The 23,340-nt window shown below is 48.6% G+C and carries 23 protein-coding genes; 3 read left to right on the top strand and 20 right to left on the bottom strand.

Annotated elements, in window-relative coordinates:
- Positions 1 to 5: 5 nt before the first annotated feature.
- The 9 genes from BZG74_RS07110 to BZG74_RS15935 are packed head-to-tail and all read right to left on the bottom strand — an operon-like array spanning position 6 to position 8,720.
- Positions 6 to 527 carry a chemotaxis protein CheD gene (locus BZG74_RS07110; protein ID WP_077771971.1) on the bottom strand — a complete coding sequence of 174 codons (522 nt, stop codon included), beginning with the start codon at positions 525 to 527 and terminating at the stop codon, positions 6 to 8.
- 5 nt (positions 528 to 532) lie between these two features.
- Positions 533 to 1,606, bottom strand: coding sequence for a protein-glutamate methylesterase/protein-glutamine glutaminase (locus BZG74_RS07105; RefSeq protein WP_077771970.1), 1,074 nt, complete (start codon positions 1,604 to 1,606; stop codon positions 533 to 535).
- On the bottom strand, positions 1,606 to 2,451 hold the full coding sequence (locus BZG74_RS07100) for a CheR family methyltransferase (protein WP_077771969.1): 846 nt from the start codon (positions 2,449 to 2,451) through the stop codon (positions 1,606 to 1,608). The genes BZG74_RS07105 and BZG74_RS07100 overlap by 1 nt, the downstream gene beginning before the upstream one ends.
- Complete coding sequence (locus BZG74_RS07095) at positions 2,448 to 3,011, bottom strand: chemotaxis protein CheW (RefSeq protein ID WP_077771968.1); 564 nt, start codon at positions 3,009 to 3,011, stop codon at positions 2,448 to 2,450. The genes BZG74_RS07100 and BZG74_RS07095 overlap by 4 nt, the downstream gene beginning before the upstream one ends.
- Positions 3,012 to 3,019: 8 nt before the next feature.
- Positions 3,020 to 4,705, bottom strand: coding sequence for a methyl-accepting chemotaxis protein (locus tag BZG74_RS07090; protein WP_108744074.1), 1,686 nt, complete (start codon positions 4,703 to 4,705; stop codon positions 3,020 to 3,022).
- A gap of 18 nt (positions 4,706 to 4,723) precedes the next feature.
- Entirely contained in the window at positions 4,724 to 6,796 is a 2,073-nt protein-coding gene (locus BZG74_RS07085; protein WP_077771967.1) for a chemotaxis protein CheA, read from the bottom strand.
- A complete protein-coding gene (locus tag BZG74_RS07080) occupies positions 6,789 to 7,115 on the bottom strand; it encodes an STAS domain-containing protein (protein ID WP_077771966.1) in 327 nt (108 codons plus the stop codon). Before BZG74_RS07080 ends, BZG74_RS07085 begins: the two co-directional genes overlap by 8 nt.
- 11 nt (positions 7,116 to 7,126) lie before the next feature.
- On the bottom strand, positions 7,127 to 7,489 hold the full coding sequence (locus tag BZG74_RS07075; RefSeq protein ID WP_077771965.1) for a response regulator: 363 nt from the start codon (positions 7,487 to 7,489) through the stop codon (positions 7,127 to 7,129).
- Positions 7,490 to 7,499: 10 nt separating this feature from the next.
- Positions 7,500 to 8,720: a methyl-accepting chemotaxis protein gene (locus BZG74_RS15935; RefSeq protein WP_077771964.1), complete on the bottom strand. Its 1,221-nt coding sequence runs from the start codon at positions 8,718 to 8,720 to the stop codon at positions 7,500 to 7,502.
- A 339-nt stretch (positions 8,721 to 9,059) separates the two neighbouring features.
- On the opposite strand from BZG74_RS15935, the gene BZG74_RS15570 reads away from it, so the two are divergent.
- Entirely contained in the window at positions 9,060 to 9,257 is a 198-nt protein-coding gene (locus tag BZG74_RS15570; protein WP_131825624.1) for a transposase domain-containing protein, read from the top strand.
- 305 nt (positions 9,258 to 9,562) lie between these two features.
- On the opposite strand, the gene BZG74_RS07065 is transcribed toward BZG74_RS15570, so the two are convergent.
- Entirely contained in the window at positions 9,563 to 10,264 is a 702-nt protein-coding gene (locus BZG74_RS07065) for an EAL domain-containing protein (RefSeq protein ID WP_108744073.1), read from the bottom strand.
- 139 nt (positions 10,265 to 10,403) lie between these two features.
- Between BZG74_RS07065 and BZG74_RS07060 the strand changes: the two genes are divergently transcribed.
- On the top strand, positions 10,404 to 10,745 hold the full coding sequence (locus BZG74_RS07060) for a helix-turn-helix domain-containing protein (RefSeq protein ID WP_077771962.1): 342 nt from the start codon (positions 10,404 to 10,406) through the stop codon (positions 10,743 to 10,745).
- A gap of 643 nt (positions 10,746 to 11,388) precedes the next feature.
- On the opposite strand, the gene BZG74_RS07055 is transcribed toward BZG74_RS07060, so the two are convergent.
- The 4 genes from BZG74_RS07055 to rpe form a co-directional block, all read right to left on the bottom strand.
- A complete protein-coding gene (locus tag BZG74_RS07055) occupies positions 11,389 to 13,737 on the bottom strand; it encodes an ExeM/NucH family extracellular endonuclease (RefSeq protein ID WP_131825623.1) in 2,349 nt (782 codons plus the stop codon).
- Positions 13,738 to 13,937: 200 nt separating this feature from the next.
- Positions 13,938 to 14,951: a tryptophan--tRNA ligase gene (gene trpS, locus BZG74_RS07050; RefSeq protein ID WP_201247361.1), complete on the bottom strand. Its 1,014-nt coding sequence runs from the start codon at positions 14,949 to 14,951 to the stop codon at positions 13,938 to 13,940.
- Positions 14,952 to 15,010: 59 nt separating this feature from the next.
- The gene (locus BZG74_RS07045; protein WP_077771960.1) at positions 15,011 to 15,691 is read right to left on the bottom strand and encodes a phosphoglycolate phosphatase; all 681 of its coding nucleotides are present in this window, start codon (positions 15,689 to 15,691) and stop codon (positions 15,011 to 15,013) included.
- A 9-nt stretch (positions 15,692 to 15,700) separates the two neighbouring features.
- Positions 15,701 to 16,375 (bottom strand): ribulose-phosphate 3-epimerase, encoded by a 675-nt coding sequence (gene rpe, locus BZG74_RS07040; protein ID WP_077771959.1) that lies wholly within the window; start codon positions 16,373 to 16,375, stop codon positions 15,701 to 15,703.
- Positions 16,376 to 16,525: 150 nt separating this feature from the next.
- Between rpe and BZG74_RS07035 the strand changes: the two genes are divergently transcribed.
- The gene (locus BZG74_RS07035; RefSeq protein ID WP_077771958.1) at positions 16,526 to 16,714 is read left to right on the top strand and encodes a DUF2970 domain-containing protein; all 189 of its coding nucleotides are present in this window, start codon (positions 16,526 to 16,528) and stop codon (positions 16,712 to 16,714) included.
- Positions 16,715 to 16,745: 31 nt separating this feature from the next.
- Here the strand turns inward: BZG74_RS07035 and dam are convergent, their stop codons facing one another.
- The 6 genes from dam to BZG74_RS07005 form a co-directional block, all read right to left on the bottom strand.
- A complete protein-coding gene (gene dam, locus BZG74_RS07030; RefSeq protein ID WP_077771957.1) occupies positions 16,746 to 17,576 on the bottom strand; it encodes an adenine-specific DNA-methyltransferase in 831 nt (276 codons plus the stop codon).
- A gap of 72 nt (positions 17,577 to 17,648) precedes the next feature.
- The gene (locus tag BZG74_RS07025; protein ID WP_077771956.1) at positions 17,649 to 19,280 is read right to left on the bottom strand and encodes an AAA family ATPase; all 1,632 of its coding nucleotides are present in this window, start codon (positions 19,278 to 19,280) and stop codon (positions 17,649 to 17,651) included.
- Positions 19,281 to 19,291: 11 nt separating this feature from the next.
- On the bottom strand, positions 19,292 to 20,371 hold the full coding sequence (gene aroB, locus BZG74_RS07020) for a 3-dehydroquinate synthase (protein ID WP_077771955.1): 1,080 nt from the start codon (positions 20,369 to 20,371) through the stop codon (positions 19,292 to 19,294).
- Positions 20,372 to 20,390: 19 nt separating this feature from the next.
- Positions 20,391 to 20,909 carry a shikimate kinase AroK gene (gene aroK / locus BZG74_RS07015; RefSeq protein ID WP_025739049.1) on the bottom strand — a complete coding sequence of 173 codons (519 nt, stop codon included), beginning with the start codon at positions 20,907 to 20,909 and terminating at the stop codon, positions 20,391 to 20,393.
- A 144-nt stretch (positions 20,910 to 21,053) separates the two neighbouring features.
- The gene (locus BZG74_RS07010) at positions 21,054 to 22,799 is read right to left on the bottom strand and encodes a type IV pilus secretin PilQ (RefSeq protein WP_235605718.1); all 1,746 of its coding nucleotides are present in this window, start codon (positions 22,797 to 22,799) and stop codon (positions 21,054 to 21,056) included.
- A 14-nt stretch (positions 22,800 to 22,813) separates the two neighbouring features.
- Positions 22,814 to 23,323 (bottom strand): pilus assembly protein PilP, encoded by a 510-nt coding sequence (locus tag BZG74_RS07005; RefSeq protein ID WP_077771953.1) that lies wholly within the window; start codon positions 23,321 to 23,323, stop codon positions 22,814 to 22,816.
- Positions 23,324 to 23,340 lie beyond the last annotated feature (17 nt).

Below are 23,340 nucleotides of genomic sequence, written 5' to 3'. Positions count from 1 at the left end.
CTTAGTCAGAGTTTAACGCTACTAACAAGAGAAAACTCGACTTCCGCTTGACCGGATCTAGGGTCAAAGCAGACTTTACGGTAACCTTGCTCTCCAACATCGGCTTCTTTAATGGCAACGCCTTCAGCAACCAATAGTGCAAAAGCCTGGGCCGCATTCGCATCTCCGATAGGGCTGGAATCAACTTCAGAAAACGCTGAGTCTGTTCTCAGCCTGGAAGATGAAAGCATGTTCCCTCCGCCGTAGATGCACGCCTGATATTCAGAAAGCTCTGTGCCACGCTCTTCAGCAAGCTTACGGAACAGCTTTATGCAATCGTCGGCATAACGGGCATCCAGAGTCTGCGCTACCGTTGCTGTGGCAGGCTTTTTAGCAAGAGCAAAATGGCACATACCACCATACCTGTGTAGTGGGTGCCACAGAGTGATCGCCACACAGGAGCCCAATAGGGTTTTGATACGCCTGCGCCCCTTACCAAACACCAGCTCTCCGACATGAATAATAAAAGGTTTCTGTTCGACACCCATAGTAATTACCTGCCCCGTTTATAACCGAGGACTGCCGCAGGAATATCCAGTAAGGGCAGCTGATAGATAACACCACCTCGCATCCAGGCCTCCTTCGGCATTCCGTACACCACACTTGTAGCTTCATCCTGTCCAAAGGTTTTGGCTCCTGCCTCGCGCATTTCAACCAAACCCTCCGCGCCATCATCCCCCATACCGGTCAGAATAACGCCCATAGCATTTTGACCCGCGTAGCGGGCGGCTGAACGAAATAAGACATTTACCGAGGGCCGATGACGACTCACCATTGGGCCATCTTTTAACTCAACGTAGTATCTGGCACCACTGCGCTTAATAAGCATATGACGGTTACCCGGGGCAATAAGCGCATGTCCCCTTAATAAGGTGTCGCCATTTTCAGCCTCTTTCACCACAATACGGCACAACTTATGCAGTCGCTCTGCGAAAGAGCGGGTAAAGCCTTCTGGCATATGCTGCACAATGGCAATACCAGGGCAGTCTGCAGGCATCGCTTCCAGTACCTCACGGATCGCCTCGGTACCACCGGTTGATGCCCCCAGTGCAATAATTTTATCCGTAGTTTCCGCCATAGCCTTGTGGACTCCGGCAGGGATAATTGCATCCGCTGACAGTCCGGGTTTCGGCTTAATACGATTAGCGGGAAGCTTGGAAACTCTCGCCAGGGCCGCTGCTTTAATAGTGTCAGTAATACGGGTGCGGGATTCTGCTAAAAACTGTCGCGTCCCCGAAGCGGGTTTAGCAATAATATCGACCGCACCATATTCCAATGCCTTAATCTGGGTTTGCGTCCCCTCACCGACCAATGAGGAACAGATCACCACAGGCACTGGCGACTGAATCATCAATTTTCGCAAAAAAGTGATACCATCCATTCGTGGCATCTCGACATCAAGGGTTATCACATCGGGACGAATTTTCCGGAGCTTTTCCACGGCCATATAAGGATCAGAGGCTGTGGCGATCACCTCGATGGCCGGGTCGGCATTCAGTATTTCAATTAAAGATTGCCGCACCACCGCTGAGTCGTCGACCACCAACACACGAACTTTTTCAGCCATCAGCCAATCCTCCGGAAAACAGTAGGTATCAGTGTTTCAAACTCATCCCTGAGAGTCCCGATGTTCTCTGAATGACCAATAAAGAGAAGCCCTCCAGGGCGCAGAGCCATACGCAACCTACGCAAGATTTTTTCTCGGTCCTCCCCATTGAAATAAATAAGTACGTTACGGCAGAAAATGACGTCATAAGTTGGTTTTGTCGGATAATGACCCGTAATCAAATTAAACGGATAAAAATGAACGCAAGCACGAAGAGAGGTGTCCATCCGAATCAGCGCTTTTGCAGGATCACGGCTTTTCAACAGATATTTTTTTCTGAGATACTCTGCTACTGGAGCGATGCGAGACTGGGCATAGATCCCTTTTTTAGCGGTTTCAAGTACCGAAGGCGCTATATCTGTCGCATCAATCGTAAACTCAAACCCCACCAGCTCACCCCGCAACTCACTTAATACCATAGCCAGCGTGTAAGGCTCTTCCCCGGTAGAGCAGGCTGCACTCCATACTTTTAGCGGAGATGTGAAGCCCGAGCCGCTCTGATCAACCCAGTGATTGCTCAGGTAATGGCAAAGAAAATCGAAATGCCCAGGCTCACGAAAAAAGTCAGTTGTATTAGTGGTTAATGCATCAATCAGGAGTATCTGTTCTTCCCGAGCCCCATCAGATGATAAGGTAAAATTAAGGTAATCTATAAAACTTTTGTATCCTGTGGCTTTCACCCGTCGTCGCAGGCGAGTTTCGATCAAACTGCGTTTATGTTCAGGTAGCTGAATACCCGATTTTAAAGCAATAAAATCTGCAATTCGCTTATGCTCTGCAGGCTGCAAATGTTCCTCTTGTCTCATTCATTGCCACCGGCGGGGCATTTTTTGTCATTATGTTTTGGATCAGACTCTGGCGTGCGATCCAATACCTGTTGCAGCTCATCTGATGAGAAAATACGCGATAAACGCAGCAGTATAATAAAATGTTCCTCGCAACGGGCCATACCATAGATATACCGACTATCCACCCGGTTACCTATTTTTGGAGCCGGGCTAATATCAGCGGGATTAACTTCGACCACCTCCTGCACACGATCCGCCAGAATACCTAGAACCGTATCTTCACCATCAATATCGACATGAATGATCACAATACAGGTTTCCACCGTCGGCTGAGTGACAGCTATATCAAAATGAACCCGCAAGTCCACCACAGGAATTACTTTGCCACGAAGATTGATTACCCCCAGCATAAACGTAGGAGTGCGAGGCACAGGTGTCACCTTGCGATATTCCAATACTTCCTGGATACCGCTTATCTCTACCCCGAACCACTCATGATCCAGAATAAAAGACAGAATTTGGACCACCTCGGCGCTAGATATCACATGATCAATAGAAGTTTCTGAACGCTTTTCCATCATGCACCTCAGTAACGAACAAACTCGTCTTCGTCATCATTCAGTTCAATATCAATGCCATCAGCCCCTAGCTTAGACTTATCCGATTTTTTTGGCTGGGTTAATATTGGATCTGTTTTACGGGTCTGCTTAAACTTAGTCTCTTTAAGTTCTAGCTCTTTATAGTCCTGAGTACTGTCGTCAACGGAGAAAAAACTGACTGTGCTGTTCATCTGCTCAGCCTGTGTCGATAATTCTTCAGAGGTTGCTGCCATCTCCTCTGCGGATGCGGCAGATTGCTGAACCACCTGATCTAGCTGTTGAAGAGCTTTATTAATTTCCGAGGCCCCCTTATCCTGCTCAACCGCCGCTGCACTTATCTCCTGAACCAGATCAGAGGTTTTCTGAATGCTGGGCACCAGACCTGTCAGCATCTCACCCGCACGCTCACTAATCTCCAGACTGCTGCGGGACCGATCAACAATTTCACCCGCCGCCCGCTGGCTGCGTTCCGCCAACTTGCGAACCTCTGCGGCTACTACAGTGAAGCCCTTACCATGCTCTCCCGCACGGGCCGCTTCGATAGCGGCATTCAATGCCAGCAAGTTTGTCTGGCGAGCGATCTCCTCGATAATACCGATTTTTTCTGCGATATCTTTCATCGCTTCAACTGTCTCATGAACCGCCTCTCCGGTACTTTTAGCATCGGTCGCTGACTGGCGGGCTATTTGCTCTGTCTGGCGGGCATTATCCGCAGTCTGGGCAATGTTAGCGGTCATCTGCTCCATCGATGACGATACTTCCTCAAGAGAAGCCGCCTGCTCGGTAGCCCCCTGGGCAATCTGTTGACCTGTACTGCTCAGCTCAATACTGCCGGAGGAAACATTGTCGGATGCTTCCTTTATATCACCAACAATATCACGAAGCCTTTGGCTCATATTGCGCAGCACGCCGTAAAGATCCGTATCACTGGCTTGCTGATTAAACTGCTGGTTCAGACCACCCTCGCCAATGCAAATCGCAATTCGCCCCACTTCGTTAATCCGGCGAATAATCATCACAGCCACCAAAATACCGATCAAGATCGATACTCCTAGCATCGCCAACAACTGCGTACTTGCTTCCTGAAAGCGTGCTTCAGCTCGAACCACCGAGTCCGCCATTTCCGTATCAGCAATCTCCAGTATCGCTCTCAGTGCAGCGAGCGCTTCATTCACCAACGGCTCGGACTGATCGCGTAACAATAGATAGCCTGACCGGTTTGCCTCTGCAACCTGTAACTCTGTTGCTCCAGAATCTAAAGTCAATGCAGATATTTCTCTGATACGATTCCCGATATCGAACGTAGCCCGCATTCGAGCTTCGAACCGCTTGATCGCCTGCTCTCCTCTCGGGCTAGTGATCAGGTGGTTCAGCTCTTCTAACTGCTCGATTAACGACTCTCGGGCAGATAATATCTCTGCTGTCAGCTCCTTCTTGGACTGAGTAGTCTGGCTTAACAGTACCGATTTACCGAGACGGTCTGTCTCCAGAAAGTTTGCACGGATCTGACCGGCAACGAGTACTTTCTGTGCTCCTTCATTAACCACTTCATCAAGTCGTTCCTTCGAACGATTCAAGGCATCTATGCTCAGATAACTATTAAGGCCTATCAGAGCAATCAACAACCCCAAACCTGTATACAAAAGAGCTTTCATGGTAATTCGTTTGAACATCGTTTCATCCTTAGCCAATTAGGCTATATCTGCGCTGGAGCCGCTGGTGTTCCCAACCAGTGCCGCCACATCTATAATCATGGCAATCCCGCCACTTCCCATAATTGTTGCACCCATAACACCCTCTACATCCTCATAAAGTTTGCCGAGGTTCTTGATGACGGTCTGAAAATGGCCAACAACATCATCCACAGTAATTCCCAAAATATCATCACCAATACGAACAACTACCGTCTGCTCTATTGCTGGTTGCTTACCAGGAATATCAAACCATTCACGAAGCCGTACACAGGAGACTAGCTGATCTCTATGCTGAACCAGTCGCCCACCATCACGTAGGCTTACCTGACTGGAGAGGGTTTCAATACACTCTTCAACCGTGCTAAGTGGTAATACATAATAATCGTCCGATACCTGAACCATCAGCCCATCAATAATGGCTAAGGTCATCGGCAACATTATTCTCACCACTGTTCCACGCCCCTGAGAGCTATCAATGTATATCCGGCCCTGCAGGCTTTCTATGGAGTTTTTCACCACATCCATGCCAACGCCACGACCAGAAACATCAGAAATTGTTTCTGCGGTTGAAAATCCGGGCTCCAAAATGAGTTGGTAGATTTCGGCATGAGATAAGTTTTGTGATGCCGATATAAGTCCCCGCTCAACTGCACGGGAGAACACTCGTTCAGAGTTGATCCCAGCGCCGTCATCACTAATCGTTACCACAATTTGTCCCTGCTGGTGTGAGGCATCCAAACGGATTGTTCCTTTTCGGGGTTTGCCCGCTGCTTGCCGAGACTCGGGGGACTCAATTCCATGATCCAGACTATTTCGTAGCAAGTGCACTAAAGGGTCCGCTAGTTTGTCAATAACCACCTTATCAAGTTCTGTTTCTGCGCCACTGGTCTCTAGCACCACCTCCTTATTCAAGTCTTTAGCAAGGTCCCTGACCAAACGGCGGAAGCGGCCAAAAGTCGAGCCAATAGGCAACATTCGGATGTCAAACGTGGTTTCTCTTAGGTTGCTTGATAAACGCGTTAACTCTTCTGCTAAAGATTCGATCTGCTCATCGGCAAGCTCCGTCGCAAACCGATCCAGACGAGCCTGTAAAATCACGAGTTCACCTACTTGATCCATCAGCTGGTCAAGTTTGCGCTGGGATACCTTGATGCTTTTCTCTGGTTCAGACTGCACCTGACGTTGCTGCTCAAGGATATGATTCTGAGTTGCCAGAGTCCGTTCAACTACCTCCGGTTCTGCTGCCCCGGGTCTTGTCAAATCCTTCTCGGCCAAGCACTTTGCACTCAAAGAATTTTCCAGTTCTTCAGCACTTGTTACTCCTTGCTGCACAAACAGTTGCCCAAGCCGGTAGGCCTCGTCATAATTGATATCCGTGATCTCTATACGCCAGTCATCCTGAACGAAAATAAAGACATCATCCAAAGCTTCCCCACCCTGGGAGGTCGTAAGTAGCACGGTCAGCGACAGGTAGCAATTTTCAGGATCAAAGGTGTCAGTGGCAAAATCTTTGTCCAAATAACCAGAAACAAAACATGGACCCAGGGATTGCAACTCCCGAACCACCGGTAAAAGATCAAAACCATCCTGAAAGCTCGTCAGATTAGGAGACAAGTCGATACGGTATATCCGTTCCATAACTGTTTCAGAGTCTGCCGTAGCCGTAGCACACCCACTGTCCCATTGAGATGAAACATTATCGGGCATGGCTGCCGTCAGTCTTACTATCAGAGTTTCGCTGATAGTCATAGACTCAACACTAGGGTTATCCCGTGTTAACAGCCCCTCAATCTGATCCCGGCACTCCAGCACCAGATTAATAAGCTCCTGATCTAGCGCCAGAGAGCCATTTCGCACATTTTCGAAAAGCGTCTCTAGATGGTGGGTAAAGTATGAAAGATGGTCATACCCCACCATTCCGGCAGCACCTTTAATCGTATGCATCGCCCGGAAAGCCACATTAATCTGACGCTCATCCTGGGGATGCTGCTCCAGCTCCAGAAGTGCAGACTCCAAGTTTTCAAGGTGCTCCGCTGCTTCTTCCTGAAAAATCAATACAGGATCAGACATGGTTATTCGCTTCTCCGTTTGGGATTAGCAGGTAAGATAACCCCAGCAGCCTGATTTTTTCCGATAGCTCCTCACTGACATTGATCAGCCTAAGGGAGCCGCCCTTGTCACGCAGGCGGGCGCGAACCGAAGCGAGCCACTGAATACCGCAGGTATCCACTTCCTCAACCCCCTTTAGATCCCAGGTTTCCTCAACGTTTACACCGTCCGATAAAGTGAAAGCAATCTCCAGCTCCTTTACCTCATAAATCGTAATCGAACCTGTAATTTGCCTCTTTGATGCCTGAATGTTTGCCGGAATATCTGTCTGAGAGTTCATAGCATGTCACCTCAAGCAAGCTTGGCAACAGCAGCTAATAGCACATCAGGCTTAAAGGGTTTCACCAACCAAGCTTTTGCACCAGCAGCTTTACCTTCTACTTTTTTTGCATCCTGCGACTCTGTGGTGAGCATCAATACTGGCGTGAATTTATATGCCGGTTTGGTTTTCATCTCTTTAACAAAGCTTATGCCATCCATATTAGGCATGTTGACATCGCTGACCACCAGATGAATTTTTCGGCCATCCAGCTTCATCAGCGCATCGCGACCATCAACCGCTTCTATCACTTTATGACCCGCGCCACGAAGCGCCATTCCCACCACCTGACGTACAGAGGATGAGTCATCGACCACTAAAAGCGTTTTGCTCATACTTGCTTCCTCAAAAAAAGGTTAATTCACTAGAGTTTGCTTTCGATTGCGAGGGAGGGTAGTTCCCCCCAGATAAGACAGTACGCTCAAAATCTGTGCTGGCACGCTCGTGCATTCGCTGCAGCAGCTGCCCGGCAGCACTAACCAGTTGATCCCTCTGGTCAAAAGAGCTATAACCGACCACCTCTTCCAGATCTCGCAATGCGTCTGTAATGTGCGTCAAGATTTGGCTGAGGTGATCCTGAAACTGGAGCTTGATAATGACGTCGCTTACCTGTTGCTCAACCTCATTCTTAAGATGTAACAAAGTTTGAGCATCTTCAGCTATAACGGATACCCGCTGTTCGATACTGCCAAGGGTTTTACCAATACTATTTTTATTGCTCTCTCTTGCCTCTTTAGAAGCCTGAAAGTTATCCTCTGTTTGGCTGACAACTTCATCGACTGTTCCATTTACCCTGGTAACGAGCTTTCTGATTTCTTCTCCAATAGTGGAGGAGCGAATAGCCAACTTACGCACTTCATCGGCGACTACTGCAAACCCCCTGCCGGCCTCTCCAGCCCGAGCCGCCTCGATTGTGGCATTTAAAGCTAGCAAGTTAATCTGGTCGGCAATCTGCTGCACATCATCTGAAAATTGAACTAATTGAGTGTTTTGATGCGAAAGATCTTTAATTATTGTGAGTGTTTCTGCATCTCGGTGTGCTGATTCATCAAGTGAGAGCCAAAGTTCATTGAAGGTTTCAACTGCGGTCTGGGTAATTTCTCTGAGCGCTTGTTCACGCTTGAACATCACCGACTCATCATTAGAATTCAGAGTGATTTGGAGCTGCCCCGCAATAGATTCAAAGCAACCGGATAGCTCGGAAACTGAACTCTCCATGTCTTCCCGACCACCTGAGATAGTTGTCTGCCACAATGGGAGTACCTCCTTTAGCGATTCAATTAGGCGCTCATAAGCCGCCTGATAAGCTTCAGAACCTTGAGACGCTGAAACTTGCCGTAACTCAGAATCGCGCCTCTCGATCATCGCTTTAAGCTGGTTCGTCTTTTTTGTTCCGATCCAAAAAGCCATAACCGCAAAAGGAATCACAATTAGATGCCACTGATTCGGTAAAAAAATCAGGGCTAAAAACCAAACAACCGTAAAAGCTCCAGCAGAGAAAAATGTGATTGCCATCTTTTTTGACAAATTAATGACAGGTGCACTTGTGTGCGGTATGTCTTTCATCCATTAAACTCCTTTTTTGTGAACATCATCACCTTTTTTCCCTAGCCAGATTTAGAGCTAGCGGGTTCCATACGAGAGCCGCTAAATAAAACGTAGACCCGTCAATTATGCTTGTAAAGCATTTAATGAAAAAAATAATGCTTATTTTGCATCTTTACCGTAAAAGAAATAGCAGGAGGGTCAGAAACCAATTGAGGTGAAGCGTTAAGGATAGTGTTCAAAAGGAAGTACCACTTCTCTCGTCAATCCTCTCCAGAGAGTGGTATACAGAGCCCGAACACATGCTAAATTGATATTCAGGCCTTTGCGAAAGCCTGTAAACTCGCGGTAGATTTCAAGGTGGCTAAGTCTCATGCTGACTTGTTTGCCAATGGTGTAGAGCACTATGTCTACCTGTGTCATGCACTGACAGAGCTTCCCCAGCTACAAGATGACTGTGATATCACAGATCTGTTGACTCATGGTAAAAAGACCATATTCAATAACTCGGGGAGTAGAAATACCCGCTTACAGCTCCCAGCATCCTCCATTACGTAAATTACCCGAGACCAAAGGTAGCTTCACTCATGAGAACCCGTTGCTCGAGCGGCTCTACAGGTATGTTGGAGGCATCAGAAAAATGGGTGCATCCAGTACAAAACTAGAAATTGGTACTACCGCAACTTAGCATCCACTTCGTAGGACGGATCGACGGTTAAGTAGATCTGTGATAAGTCGGTGACAAGCTATGGACACCCGTATGGGAAACGTACCACTCTCGTCAATTGACTTCCTCTCGCCAGTTTAACCACGAGCTTTGCACGTATTATCTGAATTCAGGGTGACCTAAGAATAGGTCGTTCTTATACCTGCTTATTTTCTTTATAAATCAATTCAGAAAGTGTTACTTTAGAACGCAGATTTCTCTCTTGACAATAAACATTACTCCTTCCATTAATTATCTTAGCGGCTTCAAACGGACCGACGCCATCCAAAATAATATTTGTTGAAGTCATCTCAGACAACCTTAACAAACCTTTGACATAGTTAGATGAAACGTCACAACACAAAAGATCTTTTGTTACATCTTTAGGAATATGAAGATGACTTACAAAAGGAAGATCAAAAATATTATACGCTTGCCCTTGACGAAAAAAGAAATTATCTATACCAACAATAAACCCTCTAAAAGATAAAGACTTGACTCTCTCCTTAATTATCTCGCTAGCCAAAACGCAACATTCATCAATTGTCAATAGAAATTGATTTTTCTTATAACCATAATACGCTAAACACATTTCCATTTTTTCTATTAGATGAATATTTTCAAGAAAAGAAAAAGGAAGACTAAAGGCTAACCTTGTTGTGTCGGGCCTGGTATGATTATTTTTTATTTCACTCAAAACATACTCAAAATCTGATACGAAAAGTGATGGCTTTTCATTGTGATATTCTTTTTCAGCTTTATGCCAACTCGCTTTCATACTTGCCAAGCTCAAGATTGGATTAAAATAGAATGGCATTGTTCTTAGCTTACTCATTTCACTTCGACTCTCTTTTTTCATTTAATGTGCATAAAAAGCACACAATAAAACATATTATGCTTTATAGGCACTATTAAGCCTGTTTGCAAGTACTTGATGTCAAAAATACCTTTTTACGTGTAAAATCTCTCTAATCGAGTGTAAAACAGTAGAGTGTTCTATGAGTTTAGGCCAGTCACTACGCAGATTAAGAGAGAACAAAGGTATAACATTAGCAGCGCTAGCAGAGCGAGTAGATTCACACGTAGGCAACCTATCAAGAATAGAGAGGGATAAGGCAAGACCTAGCCTGGACTTGCTCTACAAAATAGCGGAAGCGCTCGACTATCAGCTCACAGATGTTTTTCAGCATGTTGAAGAATGTAGGGGAAATGTTAAGCAGTCTGCCTTAAACGCGATATTCATTACTCTACTAGAGCAGGATCAAGATCTTTTGCTAGAGTTCGCCCAGCTATTAAAAAAAAGAAATGACGATTGTCAACAAAAAGCAGATAGTGAATAAGTTCTTCATTTAGCATACGGATTTTAAAAGTGGTTTTTTACCGCCAAACACTAATCTTAGTACTTCACCCATATGCCTAATTTTTATCTTCTTTCATTACTGCGATATTGGGTATATAGCGTTAAGGATCTTCCCCAAATTCTCGTCAACATGAGTGTTATATCCGCACGGTGCTAATAGTGATTTGAGCGACTGCCTGCATCTATATGCTTGATTTTTAGGTAAAGCGATGGTGATTCTCTATGTTCCTTTTTCTTGCTACCAACCTACATAATTTCAGTGTGTTTACGGCTTCATTTCGAGGTTGGCCACCTTCCTGATAGTTAGTCAGTAGCATTAATTCACAGTGGGTAACTCGATTTTACACCCACTCATAAATACCTAATTGCAAGTTTTAGTATAACCTAGATTGATCAATCTTTCGGCGTGAATATTTTGGTAAACTATATAATTAATTTCATGCATAAGACCCTCAATTTCAAGATAAAGATTTACCCACAAACGTAGTTATTCCCACCATGCTTACGCATATTTCACTACCAAGTTGCTGAAGACTTTAACGCAGAACCCAACAACCTGGCAGTGATACGAGATAGCCCATTATCAGAGTAGAAAAATCATTTAATAAATATTACCAACTGTATTAATACGTTATAGTTAACTGACAGCGAAAGCCAGTGTATGTCACTGTCATCGGCGTATCGGCAGGCGCACGACCACAATAAACAGGGAACAGCCCCAAGGCTTTTACCGACACCGCGATACGGTCATCTGCGGTTAACTCCAAGGATTGAACCAAAGGACTGGCTTGGTTGAACGTGCGCGTCGCGCGCCATTTCATCCACGCATGAGCCGGGCTTTTTTGCCCATTAAGCAGCGGCACAATCGGTAAAATGCTGCGATTGTTCACGGTCACAGAAACAGGCACCACAGGCTCTGGGTAGTCAAGCGAGATCAAGACAGGGTCGTGGTCGGAGGATGAGAACGCATTGTCCGATTTCACCAAATCGCCGGTATATTTGCGGCTATATTCAAACAGCGTGCTTTCTACCGAGTTAATGTGCCACTCTTCCACGCCAACCACTTTGCTCGCCAAGCTGGCATTGGCCAAAGCATGATCTAACGCACCCAGCTCACCCGAGAACGAATATGAATAGGCTTTGTCCCCTAACCAGTCGGTGGCCAGATTGGTATACCCCAATCCCTCTTCCACGGGTTGGCCGGTTGCATGCATAGGCACACCACGAATTTCGGTGCCCGCAGCGGTGAGAATGTCGCGCTGCCCCTCGCGACGCTGATAGTCCGTCAGCACACGAACAGGATCTTCTTTGGCGTACGCATTTAGGTCACCCAAGATCAGGACATCGCCATCTACGGTGTCTAATCGCTCACCTAATGCCACCGCCGCCGAGACGCGGAACTCATTGCAACGCCCCTGCAGATCAGCCGTTTCACTATCAAACTCGCCGGCAATCCAATCTTCATAACAGCCCGAGCCCTTTGATTTAAAATGATTCACCACCACATTCAAAGGTTGATCATTGATAATAAAGCGTTGGATCAAGCTATCACGCTGGTATTTGTCGAGTGTCTTGGTTTCTCCGTCTGGGCTTTCGCCACTGATATGCTGTTCCGGCATTGGGATAGCCTGAGCATCACCTGCTAATGCGACTGTCGCCGGACGATAAATCATGCCGACCATGATGGCATCAGAGCCAAAGTAAGCGCCTTGGGTTTTCTCCGCCTCACTCGGCTCAACAAATTGGTAGTGATCACGGGGATCTGCAAACTGGGCGTTAAGTTGAGTCACCAGATCATCGATGGCACTACCCGCTGCAAAGCCGTTGTTTTCAATCTCCATCAGCCCAACGATATCAGCATCCATTGCCGTCAACGCGTTAACGATTTTCGCGCGTTGCAGTTCAAACTCAGCCGCCGTTTTTGCCCCGCGATTACAGCCGCGGTTTGCATCGGCATCCGCCTGATCCTCGCAAGTGACATTGAGTGGGCCACCGACTGCACTGGCGCTAGTAAAGTAGTTAAGCACATTAAAGCTCGCGACCTTAATATCTGTGCCTGGTACCGCTTTAGGCGCCGCTTGACGGTCATTGCGATGCACAATATCCCCAGCGGTGATGGTGTTAGTCGCCACCAGACGATACTGGCTGTAGCTATAGCCCAGCACACCACTTAACCGTTCGATGCGATCGCCAATCCGCAAATAGCCTTGCTCGGCATCGAGGCCAGGGAAGTACGGGATCTCGCCATCTTTCGCTTTTTTATCGGTTTCAATATAAAGCTGGTTTTGGGCATTTTTCTCTGCCAGCGCCTCAGCACCTGGTGTTAACGCTGGATGCCATTGTGTCGGTTTATACAAAGGGGCCTGATGCGATAACACCATGTTGTTACGGAACGCATCGTAATCAAAACCGAAATTACGGGTGATCACTAATTCACTGTCAGCGTCCATGGTCACCTTCATGCCTTCATAGCGCTCCAGTGCCTGATCGAGGGTTTCCTCGGCCCCCACACGGATAGCAGTGGGTAGCACGTCACCTTGGTAAGCCCCCTTTGCTACCTGTCCGTCCGTGACACCTAGCTGGGTATGGCCGTAGTACTCTTTAATTTTCCCGCTGGCACAAAGCGTATCACCGGGCACCAAGTCTAAATCTTGCGCGTCACGCAAATAGACAAACAATCCGTCGGACGTTGCCGGGTTACCATCGCCTTGCGGATCTTGAATCCAGACCCCTTTGTATAGGCCTTGGGTGATCGCCGTCACCACCCCTTGTACGGCATAGGTTTTGTCTGAGCTATATTGGCCATCTGGGACGAGCGGGCTCCGTGCACCATCACCTTGAATGGCATAAATGGGGGTCGGAGTGGTCACCCCACATTGGTAGTTCTCGGTAAGTGGCGCTTTTGCCGCCGCGGGCAGTGCAATCCCCGCCATTACCAGCGCAAGCGGTGACCACATCATTGGCTTTTTCATACCTGTTCCTTCACGTAATTGAGTGTTTACTCGAAAATCGAGTGTATTATTCATGATAGGTACAGGATATGACGTGATATGAATCGCACCGGAATCAGCGATTATTGATGAAGTAATTAGAAGTGAGAAGCTGGTTCAGTTATGTTAAAAAAAAAGCAGCGAGCTTTCACCCGCTGCTTTTGCCATCGTTTAGTGACGTGCTATACGCGAGGAACAAAGCCCACTGCGTCATAGACTTTGCGCAATGTCTCTTGCGCGCGCGCCGAGGCATGAGCAGCCCCTTTTTGCATCACACTATCAAGCAATGCGCGATCGGCTCGGTACTCGTGATAACGCGCTTGCAACGGCTCAAGCATAGCGACCACCGCGTCTGCGGTATCCTTTTTCAAATGCCCGTACATCTTGCCCTCGTAGGCTTGCTCGAGCGCGTCAATCGACTCACCCGTGGCGCCCGACAATAATCCAAGCAGATTAGACACCCCTGGCTTTTGCGCAATATCGAAACGCACCCGTGGTGGCTCTTCGGAGTCAGTGACCGCACGTTTAATTTTTTTCGCGATCACTTTAGGGTCTTCCAGCAAACCAATCACATTGTTGCGATTATCGTCCGATTTAGACATTTTTTTGGTCGGATCTTGCAGGCTCATTACCCGGGCATTGACGTCGGGTGTATAAGGCTCTGGGAGCACAAATACATCGCCATAACGATTGTTAAAGCGAGTCGCCACATCACGCGCCAACTCCAGGTGTTGCTTTTGGTCATGACCAACGGGCACCTGGTTGGTTTGATACAAAAGAATGTCTGCCGCCATCAATACCGGATAACTAAACAATCCCGCGTTAATGTTCTCAGCATGGCGCTGCGACTTATCTTTGAACTGGGTCATCCGGTTTAGCTCACCCATTTGGGTGTAACAGTTAAGGACCCAGCTCAGTTGCGCGTGCTCAGGCACGTGTGACTGCACAAACAGGTTACTTTTTTCTGGGCTCACCCCCACCGCCAAGCAAAGGGCTAAGGCATCAAGCGTGGCTTCGCGTAACGCGTCAGCATCCTGGTGGACGGTGATCGCATGTAAATCCACCACGCAATATTGGCAATCATAATCATCTTGCATCTGTTCCCACTGACGCAGCGCGCCCAGATAGTTACCAATACTTAACTCGCCAGAGGGCTGCACACCACTCAATACAATGGGTTTTGAAGATTGACTCATGATGATTTGATTCCTTTACATACTGCCCTTAGGGGCGATCTAATTGCTTGTTTACTGCGTTATACGGTGTGGTTAGTAACCACTGACACTAACTCACTGAAATGATCCAGCACATACGTGGGTCGGCTGTCACTGATTGGCTCACCATAGTTGTAGCCATACGTCAGCCCCACAGAAGCGATAGCCGCATTGTGTGCCGCCAAGATATCATTTTTTGAATCGCCGACCATCAACATCTGGGCATTGGTGAGCTCATGTTTATCGCGCAGTAGATGAAGGCCTTCGGGATCGGGCTTGCTGGTCGACAAAGTATCACCGCCAATCACATCGGTAAATAACTCGGCCAAGCCTAAATCAGCTAAAATCGCTGGCACAAACGCATAGGGTTTGTTGGTGACTACCCCCAGTTGATACCCCTGCTGGTGCAAGTGATTCAAGGTGTCTTTTACCCCAGCATACAGTACTGTTTTTTCGTGCCCATTGTTTTCATAATGGAAATTGAAGCGCTCTCGGGCCTGTGCCACCAGCGAAGGGTCTAAATCTGGGTCATGCGCGTGGGCGCGCGACAAGGCGCGACGGATCATGATATCGGCACCGTTGCCAATCCAGCCGGTCACCTCGGCCACGCTCACCGTGGGTCTGTCCAAGTCTGCCAGCATCATCTGTAGCGCTTGGGTCAAATCTGGCACGCTATCTACCAAGGTGCCGTCTAAATCAAATGCAATATAACGCAGGCTCATACTACTTCATTACCTTTCTACTTTTGCGAGTTCAGCACGCATTTCATCAATGGCTACTTTGTAATCAGGCTGACCAAAAATGGCGGAGCCCGCGACAAACATATCCGCGCCGGCCGCCGCCACGTCAGCAATATTGTTGGCTTTTACTCCGCCGTCGATTTCAAGGCGAATATCTCGACCGCTGGCATCAATACGCTCACGCACTGCCCGCAGTTTATCAAGCGTGGTAGGGATAAATGACTGTCCGCCGAACCCTGGGTTGACCGACATCAGCAAGATCATATCTAACTTGTCCATCACGTAATCGAGATGGTGCAATGGCGTGGCAGGGTTAAAGACCAAGCCCGCCTTCATGTCATGCTCTTTGATCAGTTGTAACGTGCGATCGATATGCTCGCTAGCCTCGGCATGAAACGTCACCATACTCGCACCGGCTTTGGCAAAATCAGGAATAATCCGATCAACCGGCTTAACCATTAAGTGGACATCTATCGGGGCGGTAATGCCATAGTCTCGCAACGCCTGACAAACAGGCGCACCAAAGGTTAAGTTAGGCACATAGTGATTGTCCATCACATCGAAGTGAACCACATCCGCACCCGCGGCGAGTACGTTTTCCACTTCTTCACCTAGTCGCGCAAAATCGGCAGATAAAATCGATGGCGCAATCAAAAAATCCTTCATAGTGCGGTCGCCTCAATTACCAAAAAGTTGCCGCAATTCTACCCGATCTTAGCCATGAAGTCTTACCCGTTCGCGGTTTTCTCATCGCTGACACTGACAAGTCTTGCGGGGTTAACTAGAGTAAACAGAGGCGCCAGAAAAGGAGGCAAGATGGGAAACAAACCTAGACTCACTGACGTAATGAAGAGCGTCATCGCAGCATTGTTTGGCGTCCAATCGCAACAAAATCGCGAAAGAGATTTTGGCCATGATTCGCCGGCGGCGTATATCATCACTGGCGTGGTCATGATCGGTGTATTTATCGCCGTCTTGCTAGCACTAGTCAGCCTCGTGACCTAATGTCGGCAAGCGACAACACCTGCCAGAGCGCTTATGGGGTCGAGGGTTGCGGTGCGAATAATGCCAGTAATTCGTCCACTTTATTGCGACCTTGGCCATTACGGCTGATGGTACGTTTCACTTTCACCACATTAAATGATGCGCCACGGTATAAGCGGCGGGTGTACGGTGTGTCATGATTGGAAATAAGAACCGGGATCCCCTGACTGACGGAAGCTTGTTCGGCATGCTCGGCCAACAAGGCTTGATCATCGAGCGTGAAGCCATTGGTGGCATAAGTGGTAAAGTTTGCCGTCGCGGTTAACGGTGCGTAGGGAGGATCACAGTAAATCACATCGCCTTTGCTCGCTCGGGCAAAGCTTTCTGCATACCCCTCACAGACAAATTCCGCTCGCTGGGCTTTCTCAGCAAAAATCGCCAGCTCTTTTTCTGGAAAGTAAGGTTTTTTATAGGATCCAAACGGCACATTAAAGCCGCCTTTTTTGTTATAGCGACACAAGCCATTGAAACCGTGGCGATTCATGTAGAGAAAAAACAACGAGCGCAGGTAGGGATCCGTGGTGAGATTAAACTCACGGCGCACATCCAAATAGCGCTCTTTTTGGTTGTACTCTTGGCAAAAAAACGCGCGCGCATCCGTCACAAACCGTGAAGGCGTTTGTTTGATAATGTTGTACAGATTGATCAAATCAGGGTTGATATCCGCCAAGATATAGTGGTCATAATCGGTATTGAGAAATACCGATCCGGCACCGACAAAAGGCTCGATCAGTGTGTTCCCCTCGGGAAGATGACGGCGAATATCATCGACCAGTGAGTATTTACCACCTGCCCACTTTAGAAACGCACGATGCTTTCTCATTGCCCCTAGTCTATCTCTGCGGTCTGAAAAGGGGCGGATTGTACCCTATTTTGCTTCATCAATCAGCGGATTTTACTGGCCATTCGCTCGGTTAATTTCGCGGTGGATCTGACTAAATGATTTCACAAAAGGCTGCAACGCACGAACATTATCCGCCAAGTTGAGCTCAGCACGACGTGCCTCAGTCACACTGGCATAATCACCCAGCAAGACCATGTACCAGGTCGCGTTGTTTCGCTGTGTTTGATACACCTGTACGCGATCAGCCAATTGATAGTTTTCAATAAGCGCCACCGCGTCGGCGCGTGACTGTAACGCAGCCAGTTGCAGCGCATAGCGTTGTGCTGAGACATTGAGCAACGCTTGTGGTACGAGCGGCAGTGCTCCTTGCTCACGGGCGTCTTGCTCACCATTAGCCGATGTGGATGCCTGGTCCTCACTCGCTGTTTGTTCGTCTTGAGCAGTATCACTCGTTGAGGCTTGCGGAGCGGCTGGTGCGGGCACCGCCTCACTGATTTCGCTAGCTAATGGCTCATCCACCGCGTCGGTGCCGTCCCCGCCAGCATCTTGCTCATCAATAATGGCATCGACCACATCATCTGGTACCACGACTCGCTGCCCTTCATCACTGCGACCAACAGTGAGGCCTTCGCCATTAATGTCTTCAGGCAAGTTAGCTTGATCTTCATTGACGCTAGAACCTGTTGTGACGCGCGAACCGTTTGCCGCCTGTGACTGTGCGCGGGTGACATCATCTTGATTCTCACCGGTGGCAGTCGGGCTCGATGGTTCGCTCGTTTGGCTTGCGGTTTGGGGGTCGGTGACATCTTGTTCTTGCTGCTCACTGAGCAGGTCATCTAAATTTTTTAGTCCCTCGGGGAGCACCATCTCTGAGGCAGACTCTCCCTGTTGGCTGGGGAACACCCACCAAATCACGCCGGCCCCTAAAATCATCAGCACCACCGCCAATACCAACATCAAAAAGGGTTTGTTATTTCTCGTGGGCTTTTTCTTATCTTTACTCACAGCGCCTGTCTCCTGATTATCCTTTCCCATGATGGTGCCGGGGTAAACGGTTTGGTTGGCCAGTTTGGCTAACCACTGCTTCTTTTTCTCACCACCGATACGCTGGGTCACCGCCAATACATCAATAAACATCTCCGCCTCACCGTCATTAAGCGGAGAGATTTCCAATTCCAACGGTTTCTGCTCGTGCCCATAAGACACCTGACCAAGCCACTTGTTCAACTTACCAGGAAGCGCGAAAAGCACCACATTAATACGCCAATTGGCTTGGTGCTGGGCGTGTTGTACCAAGGCCCACAATTCAGACAACAAACCTGGGGTCAAACGGTGCGCATCATCAATCACCAATAAGGCGTCACACCCTTCACCATCGAGCATCATGGTGAGGCTATCGATTAGCGGGTCGGCCTCGTTAAAGACACCATCTTTGACAATTTGTCGTAGCAAGATTGCACGACGTTGTGCATCGCTTTGTGCCGTGTGGCACGCTAATAGGGCGTGAACGTGAGCATCCGCCCACTGCTCCATATAGCGCTCACTGAGCCAGGTTTTTCCAGCCCCTTCAGGTCCGGTGACTTGGATCAGATTGGCGCTAAATCGAGTGATAAATTGCAGTCGAGAAAGAAGCTGGGTTTGGCTTTCCAGATCCAGCGCTAAGGTATCAAAAGTGTCTGTCATGCATTCAATGGTTAACCGGCATCAATCACATCAGCAATACACTGATGAGGAACATCTGCAACCACTTGAGCCTGGCCTATCGCTGTTGGTAAAACCAGACGCAACTGTCCTGAAAGCACTTTTTTATCACGCATCATGTGCTTAATAAAAGCATCGTAGTTCATCTCACTGGGTGCTTGTACGGGAAGTTCTGCACTTTCCAATAAAGCAGTGATACGTGACACACTTTTTTGTTCAATCAGGCCATGTCGCAGTGCCGTTTTAGCAGCCAACACTGTGCCTGCGGCGACGGCTTCACCATGAAGCCAGTTGCCATACCCCATTTCAGCTTCAATGGCATGACCAAAGGTATGGCCAAGATTAAGGAGCGCGCGTACGCCAGTCTCCGTTTCATCTTGTGCGACCACATCAGCTTTTATCTGGCAACAGCGGCGAATGGCATAACTTAGCGCATCCGGCGAGAGCGCTGTGAGTGCCGTCATTTCGCTGTCTAGCCAATCAAAGAAAGACGCATCGGCAATAATGCTGTATTTGATCACTTCGGCCATGCCAGCGGCAAACTCACGACGCGGTAAAGAGCTAAGCACTTGCGTATCAATCACCACCGCTTGGGGTTGATAGAAAGCCCCAATCATGTTTTTACCCAGTGGATGATTAATAGCTGTTTTGCCACCAACCGATGAGTCCACCTGCGCCAGTAATGTGGTGGGCACTTGGATAAAGTCCACCCCGCGCTGATAACAGGCGCTGGCAAAGCCAACGATATCACCAATCACGCCGCCGCCAAGCGCAACGAGTACCACATCACGGTTGTAATTGTTTTCTAATAGGAAGGTGTTAATGGTGTTAAATGTCTCTAAAGACTTGTAAGCCTCACCATCGGGCAGGCTCAAGCGAGCGACATCCGCTGCGCCTGCCTGTTTTAAGGTTGAGACCAGTGCGTCGCCGTATAACGGCATCACTGTCTCGTTGCTGATGACAGCAACCCGACGCGAATGAACGCTCCCAAATAGGCTAGCATCAGCTAACAGCCCTTCACCGATCGAGATAGGGTAGCTACGTGCCCCTAGGTTAACGTCTATCCGTTCCATGGTCGGGTCCTGTGTTTGGTTATTGCTGCTCTAACAGAGCCATGATTTGATTGGCCACCACTTTGGCACTTTGATCGTCAGTACGTACAACATAATCAGCAATTTCTTGATAAAGAGGATTACGCTCTTCCGCTAACGACTCAAGCACTTCACGTGGTTGGTCAGTTTGTAATAATGGTCGTTTCTTATCGCGTTGGGTGCGTGCCAGCTGCTTCTCGATGGTGGTTTCTAAATACACCACAACACCACGAGCAGAGAGACGGTTGCGGCTTTCTTTGCTCATGATCGAGCCACCGCCAGTCGCGAGAACGATACCTTGCTCTTCAGTGAGGTCGTTTATCACGTTTTCTTCGCGTTTACGGAAACCTTCTTCACCCTCAACGTCAAATACCCATGCAATGTCTGCTCCAGTACGATCTTCAATCACTGAATCAGAATCATAGAATTCCATATGAAGTTGCTGAGCGAGATGACGACCAATTGTGCTTTTACCAGCCCCCATAGGGCCTACCAAAAAGATGTTTCGTTTTTCAGCCATTTTAAGCAATTTTACGCGCGGTTAAATAAGACAACACCGCCCGCAGGCTTAATGAAAAAAGCCCGAGGCGCCAATTCCTCACAGATATTTCGTGATCAGATTAAAAATTATCTCAGGACAGTGACCCCTTTGGCAACACCTAACCTAGTCTGTGACGATTTTAGGGGTCACAAAGATCAGAAGTTCGCGTTTTGCATGGTCTTTTAATTGGTGCTTGAACAGGTTGCCAACCAACGGAATATCCCCCAGTAGCGGCACTTGGGTCTCTTTATTGATCATGGTTTGCTGAAAAATACCCCCTAAGACCACGGTTTCACCATTTTCCGCCAGTACTTGGGTATTAATGCGCTTGGTACTGATCGACATCGCTTCGCCTTTCCCGGCCACCACGGCTTTTTCGGGCATGTCTTGGCTTAATTTTAAATCCAAAACCAGCGTATTGTTGGGCGTAATTTGTGGGGTTACCGATAAACTCAGCACCGCTTTTTTAAAAGACACCGCCACCGCACCGCTTGAAGACGCCTCTAGGTAAGGCAGCTCTGTCCCTTGTTCAATATAGGCCGCTTTTTTATTGGTGGTGATAAGTCGAGGGCTCGAGACCACTTCTGCTTTCCTTTCGCTTTCAAGCGCAGACAGCTCCAAGTCGAGCAGAAGATCATTGCCGAGCTTCGCTACTTGCAAGGCCATGCTCGAGGCGGAGGGGTTAGCAGCGGCCAGGTTCACGCTGAGGAAGTCGCCAATATTTGCGTCGTCTGTCGCTGCATCGTTTAAGCTTTCAGGGCCTTGCCCGGTGACATTGCTATCCCACATCAAATTACCTTCGACAGACGGGCCAACCGTGGTGGAGCCATTTCGATTCAACAGCCCCCAACGCACACCTAATTCATCCACTGAGCCTTGCTCGACCGTCACAATACGTGCCTCAATCTCCACTTGCTTAACGGGAACATCTAAATGACTCACCAAGGTGCGGATACGATCGATGTTTTTCTCAATATCACGAATGATGATCGCGTTGGTGCGCGCATCGAGTGACACAGCACCACGGGGAGAGAGCAAGCTGACGCCCTGACCCTGGCCTCGAATTAACGCCGCGACCTCACCTGCCTTGGCATAATTGACGGTGATCACTGCTGACGATAAAGGCAATAACGCTTCCGCTTGTTGTGCCATTTCAAGGTCTTGCTTTTCTTGCGCCATGAGCTCTCTACGAGGGGCAACTAACATCACATCCCCGCGTTGACGCTTGTCTAGCCCTTTGACCCTGAGGATCACATCCAACACATCTTGCCATGGCACCCCGTCGATACGCATGGTGATATTGCCCTGCACACTGTCAGTGGTCACCAAATTGAATTGATTCTGCTCGGCAATAAGTTGTAACACCGCCCGCACAGGAATATCTTGGAAATTGATGGAAATCGGTGCCTCGGGGGCCGGGACTTGAGCGGTCACTGGATCAGAATCGCGCAGGGTAATAATTAATTGCTGATGCTGTTGCTGGTAATCAAACGTCACCGCTTGCTGGGCATGAATCTCTATCTTGGTGTAGCCCGCCACCTGAGTGATGTGAACGGCGTTCACAGGCAGCCCCGTCTCTTGCCCTTTCATCCGCCCGAGCAAATCTGGCGTGACGACCACCTGAGGTAACCTAATCATTAGCTGCTGAGGGCTCGTCTGGCGAAAATCCGCCATCACCGCGGCACTGTCAAAACGCAAGCGGAGCTGCGTTTCTTGTTGAGTAGAAGACGTGAGTTGCGCCTGTACTAAGGTCACCGCCTCAGCGGCCCCCACCACAGCACTCCATAACATCCCACAAGCGAAAACAGTGATCATTGCGGCTTGCGCCAGTCCTGATCCGAATGTGCTCCTTACCCTGCTTGCTTTCATTCACGCTATCCTTTTTACGACACGCTGGGGTGGGTTGACAAAGTCATAAAACGCGGCTGCCAGCAACCCAACCCATCTGGCAACAGCTGTTTAATTCTCACTTGATTAGGTGCAACCTGGATCACACGACCATGATGCGGTCCCAGCCGGTCACCCCGCTTCACTTTGCGCACCAACCCGCTGGGTAGCGTAATAAGCGCTTGCCTCTGCTCACCCTTGGTTAAACTGCCTGTCATCTTAAGCTGATCGAGTGGCACCACCGTCAGTGGAGATGTCTGTCGACCCGACGCGGGTTGCCAACAATCCTCCATTGCGGTGAGGTGTGGTCGACTATCAGGCTCAAGAAAAAAGGGGTCGCGACCGCGCGAGGCAAACGCTAGCGGCTGATAGGTCGGCGCGGGAGGGATCTGGGTGGCGCTCACCTCGGCCTGCGATTTTGCCTGTCTCATAAACTGTTCAATGTCGGTATTATCGTCATGACAGCCACTGAGAAGCGCAAGTAAGATATACACGTAGTGTCTCATCCTGCTTCCTTACTACA

The sequence above is a fragment of the Salinivibrio sharmensis genome (assembly GCF_001995985.1).
GTDB classification, from domain to species: domain Bacteria; phylum Pseudomonadota; class Gammaproteobacteria; order Enterobacterales; family Vibrionaceae; genus Salinivibrio; species Salinivibrio sharmensis.
The sequence above is the reverse complement of the archived record's forward strand: the minus strand, read 5'-3'. Positions and strand labels throughout refer to the sequence as shown.

Bases quoted from the DNA above. Each gene is read 5' to 3' on its own strand.
- BZG74_RS07110 (WP_077771971.1), bottom strand. From the start codon at position 527: ATGGGTGTCGAACAGAAACCTTTTATTATTCATGTCGGAGAGCTGGTG.
- BZG74_RS07105 (WP_077771970.1), bottom strand. From the start codon at position 1,606: ATGGCTGAAAAAGTTCGTGTGTTGGTGGTCGACGACTCAGCGGTGGTG.
- BZG74_RS07100 (WP_077771969.1), bottom strand. From the start codon at position 2,451: ATGAGACAAGAGGAACATTTGCAGCCTGCAGAGCATAAGCGAATTGCA.
- BZG74_RS07095 (WP_077771968.1), bottom strand. From the start codon at position 3,011: ATGGAAAAGCGTTCAGAAACTTCTATTGATCATGTGATATCTAGCGCC.
- BZG74_RS07090 (WP_108744074.1), bottom strand. From the start codon at position 4,705: ATGTTCAAACGAATTACCATGAAAGCTCTTTTGTATACAGGTTTGGGG.
- BZG74_RS07085 (WP_077771967.1), bottom strand. From the start codon at position 6,796: ATGTCTGATCCTGTATTGATTTTTCAGGAAGAAGCAGCGGAGCACCTT.
- BZG74_RS07080 (WP_077771966.1), bottom strand. From the start codon at position 7,115: ATGAACTCTCAGACAGATATTCCGGCAAACATTCAGGCATCAAAGAGG.
- BZG74_RS07075 (WP_077771965.1), bottom strand. From the start codon at position 7,489: ATGAGCAAAACGCTTTTAGTGGTCGATGACTCATCCTCTGTACGTCAG.
- BZG74_RS15935 (WP_077771964.1), bottom strand. From the start codon at position 8,720: ATGAAAGACATACCGCACACAAGTGCACCTGTCATTAATTTGTCAAAA.
- BZG74_RS07065 (WP_108744073.1), bottom strand. From the start codon at position 10,264: ATGAAAAAAGAGAGTCGAAGTGAAATGAGTAAGCTAAGAACAATGCCA.
- BZG74_RS07060 (WP_077771962.1), top strand. From the start codon at position 10,404: ATGAGTTTAGGCCAGTCACTACGCAGATTAAGAGAGAACAAAGGTATA.
- BZG74_RS07055 (WP_131825623.1), bottom strand. From the start codon at position 13,737: ATGAAAAAGCCAATGATGTGGTCACCGCTTGCGCTGGTAATGGCGGGG.
- trpS (WP_201247361.1), bottom strand. From the start codon at position 14,951: ATGAGTCAATCTTCAAAACCCATTGTATTGAGTGGTGTGCAGCCCTCT.
- BZG74_RS07045 (WP_077771960.1), bottom strand. From the start codon at position 15,691: ATGAGCCTGCGTTATATTGCATTTGATTTAGACGGCACCTTGGTAGAT.
- rpe (WP_077771959.1), bottom strand. From the start codon at position 16,375: ATGAAGGATTTTTTGATTGCGCCATCGATTTTATCTGCCGATTTTGCG.
- BZG74_RS07035 (WP_077771958.1), top strand. From the start codon at position 16,526: ATGGGAAACAAACCTAGACTCACTGACGTAATGAAGAGCGTCATCGCA.
- dam (WP_077771957.1), bottom strand. From the start codon at position 17,576: ATGAGAAAGCATCGTGCGTTTCTAAAGTGGGCAGGTGGTAAATACTCA.
- BZG74_RS07025 (WP_077771956.1), bottom strand. From the start codon at position 19,280: ATGACAGACACTTTTGATACCTTAGCGCTGGATCTGGAAAGCCAAACC.
- aroB (WP_077771955.1), bottom strand. From the start codon at position 20,371: ATGGAACGGATAGACGTTAACCTAGGGGCACGTAGCTACCCTATCTCG.
- aroK (WP_025739049.1), bottom strand. From the start codon at position 20,909: ATGGCTGAAAAACGAAACATCTTTTTGGTAGGCCCTATGGGGGCTGGT.
- BZG74_RS07010 (WP_235605718.1), bottom strand. From the start codon at position 22,799: ATGAAAGCAAGCAGGGTAAGGAGCACATTCGGATCAGGACTGGCGCAA.
- BZG74_RS07005 (WP_077771953.1), bottom strand. From the start codon at position 23,323: ATGAGACACTACGTGTATATCTTACTTGCGCTTCTCAGTGGCTGTCAT.